The organism is Vulcanisaeta distributa JCM 11216, from assembly GCF_001315985.1.
In the GTDB taxonomy this organism is placed as follows: Archaea; Thermoproteota; Thermoprotei; order Thermoproteales; family Thermocladiaceae; genus Vulcanisaeta; species Vulcanisaeta distributa_E.
Window position 1 is genome coordinate 1 of record NZ_BBBI01000044.1, and the last position, 3,420, is coordinate 3,420.

The following is a 3,420-nucleotide window of genomic DNA, read 5'->3' on the forward strand; positions in this document are numbered from 1 at the left end:
TTTGTTCATCTACGGCTTTGCCTCGCCCAGCAAGCCAGTCACTGTTGGACCTGGCTCAGTCGCCCTAGTCCTGAGGGGCTTGGTAATCGTGGCATCAACAATGCTAGGGAATTCGGTGTGAGGGAGTTGCAAATCAACCCGGGCGACGTACTCATTAAGGGTAGGGTTAGGAGACAGTTCTGCTGGGACAACAACTTCATATGGCCGCCAGAGAACGCCGAGTCACTCATTGCCCTTGTGGACTCTGGCTATGCGCTCGTAATCGAGCGATTAAGCAAGGCACCGAACGTAGTCAAGATGTACCGTAGGCTCGTTAGTCAAGGCTTGATTAGAGCCGACACAATACTGAACATCCAAGCGTCAGTATCAATAACACCGACGTTGATCGGGATAATCGAGGTTAGGGAGGTCGGTAGAGGAAAGCCGTTTTGGAGAATGCCGAGGCCTTGCCTTGCTGGGCAGTACGTGAACAACGCCCTGATTAGGCTTGGCGTTAGGGTTGTTTGACTCGCGATGCGCAATGCTTAATTCACCCACACAGAGGCAATAAGCAATGGGTAGGGCAGTCCTCATTGGCATTGCGGTTGCCGTTGTGATCATTGCTGCCGTGGTGGCCACCTTATTCCTAACCCACCCACTCACTCCAAGACCATCGATCACGTACATAAGCATCAACGCACCGTACGTGTTCTTAGTACCCAGTAATGGGTTGTTTGAGCTGTTCTACTACGATTCCCAGGGTAATTTGCACGTAGTTGGCACGTACAATGCCTCAAGCAGCACGCTTTATCAGGCAATCAACGTGATCAACTCATTTAATCAAAAATACATGGGAACAGCAATCAACGGCCAATCATTCACACCACTGAGCTACATGGTTGTTATCGGCAACTCAACTGGTACTGTTCAAATACCCGTGCAGGGAAACACAATACTATTGGATAAAGTTAATCCGGGATATTGGACAATTGTTGTAAGTGATCCAAGTGACTTAAACAAACTAGCATATGCATTGGATGTGGGATACAAGGAGGCAGCAAAAGTATCAGGAACATCAAACCTATGGTACACACAACCAACAGGAACAATACTACAAGAAACAATGAACCTACAACAATACTCCGCAAATCCACATTTTGGTGGAGGATATATAATGATTATGAATAATGGAACATTAGTACCATATGGAATCATGGCTTGGATCAATAATTATGGTTATGGTCTAAATTTGCAGTTTATAGTACAGGGAGCTACCACAGGCTATAGTTAATTTTTTAAGGTACGACTAATTCATACGGAACTCCAAAAGTAGCAGCAATCCAATTCAAATACATATAACCAGCTCCGCCTCCAGAACCTGTAGATATGAACAAATAGGGCTGATTTTGATAATTGTTTGTGTCTTCGACAATATAATTTATAGGAATATTTTCATAAATTTCGCTATATCCAAAGGTTCCATTAATAAATTCTGAAGATAGTAGCAGAGGTGCTTGATACTTATTTGGTGCTCTCTGATATTCTGCTTCAAATGCTGTTTGGTATGCGTTTTGGTAGCTTATTGCTAGGTATGTTGATGGTGGTAATGGTTCCAATGCGTATGCATTCAAACCATTGACATATTCCTGTGGCGGTTGATTATTGTAAATGTTTCCATTAACCATGAAGTAAACATCCAATTCACCTGGATTACCCGTATCATTACTAAACCAATAATATGTATGAAATACTCCATGGTACGCATGATTCGGATTGCTTCATTGACCCAATGAGGCAGGTGGTGCATGATCAGTGGTTTCTGCATACCACTCCATGCTGTTTGTTTAGGATGGGTAAGGGCGATGCAGCAATTTAAACCCCCCCACGTAGTAATGGTTTAATGGCGTCTCTTGAGGGGTCAACCACAGCCAAAGCCCATGGCTGGCTCAAGGACCAACCACACCTGACTAATGAATTACGTGGTGCGTGGAATAATTGCCAAACACACGGGCTTGGGTGAGTATCTGCCTTCACCGTGACGACCCGTGGATCCCACGAAACCTATCTTCACATAGGTAAAGCCCCCCCATTAAACACTGGGCAAAAAACGCGGTTACGACATACGAAGAACTTTAAAAAATTGTTTCGTGGGATTGCCCGAGGGCAATGCCAATAATTGACTGAAGACACAAAGTGAAAAGACCTCCGGGTGGTGGCAGTGGGTTTTTGGAAGTAATGCAGTTCACGGGAAAAACAACCGTGAGCGCTTTTCCCGTGGGTCACGGGGGGGGCTTCGCAACCACGGTTACCGAGCCAGCGTGAAACACCGCCCTACCCCCACCACGATACGGCTTATAAGGCTGCCTCACTCGAGGGTTCCCCCCCCACGTGCGTGCACGGGATTCACCTGTAGAAGGCCTAATCGCGGGCTTTACAAAGTTGACGAGGACTCACGATGACACCTTAGGTGTCATCGTGGGGGGGCTCGTGAGAGGGGCTCGACTCCACACTTGAAGTATGCATTACCGGCTTTGAGGCATGGTTTAAATAACGTGGCATGATTTAAAAATACGAGGCACGGCTCGTGGAGTCCCCCCCGTGAGATCGTGCGCACCAACCGTGGCGGTGCGCACGGTGGAGTCTCGTGTGGGTAATGCTTTAATAGGGTTTTAAATACCGTGCTTCTCGAGGCTTATTTTAAATCCTTTTAAAAGGGAGGGTATTCGGCGTGTGCTCGATAGGACCTCATTAATGAGCTTAGGAACACTGTGGGAAAAGTCTCTGAGTAATGGCGGTGAGGAGATGAAAGAGGGTATAGCCCACGATGCAAACAATCGTGAGCGCTTGCAACGCAACTCCCTGAGTTCACTCGAAGACGTTGATCGCAACAACGCAGAACAATATTCTACCCAACAACGACTCGCTAAGCCCCTTCGCGCTTTAAGAACCGACTTAAATATCGAGGCACGTATTTATAAGGCTGAATCCACGGTAAAGCCCACGCAAGATCGTTTCAGCACTCACGGCTGCTGAAACGAGGAGTAAAGTTTAAGTGGGGTTTTAAATACCGCGGTCTCGGACAACCAAGGCACCAGCCCTTATAAAGCATTTAGCCGGTAACAGTGATGCCCTGGGGAAGGAGACAAGGCGTGGGTTCGGTGAACCAGGTTAATCCGTGGGTTAACCAGCGAGCCGGTGAAGCTGGCTTGACGCCTCAAGACCCGTGCAAGCCTAGTCTTAGGGATTTGATTAATGATCCTGCTGGGCATCTCTTCCACTTCATGGTTCTTGATGAGACTCACGCCCTGATCTTCGGCAGTATCGGCACCGGTAAGACCACACTGATCAAGAATGCACTAGCCAACGTGCCGTGTGGCTACACTGTGGTTGTCTTCGATGTTGCTGGTACTTACGAGGGCTTCACTGATTACCACGCTCCTT

The 3,420-nt window shown here is 47.4% G+C and carries 5 protein-coding genes; 3 read left to right on the plus strand and 2 right to left on the minus strand.

Annotation, left to right across the window (positions count from 1 at the left end; all coding sequences use genetic code 11):
* The first annotated feature begins 117 nt into the window (after positions 1 to 117).
* Together JCM11216_RS13995 and JCM11216_RS14000 are read left to right on the plus strand one after the other, a co-directional pair.
* Complete coding sequence (locus JCM11216_RS13995) at positions 118 to 507, plus strand: hypothetical protein (RefSeq protein WP_243676465.1); 390 nt, start codon at positions 118 to 120, stop codon at positions 505 to 507.
* Between the two features lie 46 nt (positions 508 to 553).
* A complete protein-coding gene (locus JCM11216_RS14000; RefSeq protein ID WP_054854593.1) occupies positions 554 to 1,270 on the plus strand; it encodes a hypothetical protein in 717 nt (238 codons plus the stop codon).
* Positions 1,271 to 1,274: 4 nt separating this feature from the next.
* Here the strand turns inward: JCM11216_RS14000 and JCM11216_RS14005 are convergent, their stop codons facing one another.
* Positions 1,275 to 1,679: a hypothetical protein gene (locus tag JCM11216_RS14005; RefSeq protein ID WP_054854594.1), complete on the minus strand. Its 405-nt coding sequence runs from the start codon at positions 1,677 to 1,679 to the stop codon at positions 1,275 to 1,277.
* A gap of 172 nt (positions 1,680 to 1,851) precedes the next feature.
* Positions 1,852 to 2,013: a hypothetical protein gene (locus JCM11216_RS20280; protein WP_243676466.1), complete on the minus strand. Its 162-nt coding sequence runs from the start codon at positions 2,011 to 2,013 to the stop codon at positions 1,852 to 1,854.
* A gap of 1,091 nt (positions 2,014 to 3,104) precedes the next feature.
* On the opposite strand from JCM11216_RS20280, the gene JCM11216_RS14015 reads away from it, so the two are divergent.
* On the plus strand, positions 3,105 to 3,420 hold a 316-nt coding region (locus tag JCM11216_RS14015), incomplete at its 3' end, for a type IV secretion system DNA-binding domain-containing protein (protein ID WP_243676467.1).

Coding starts and splice junctions, on each gene's coding strand:
- JCM11216_RS14000 (WP_054854593.1), top strand. CDS start 554: ATGGGTAGGGCAGTCCTCATTGGCATTGCGGTTGCCGTTGTGATCATT.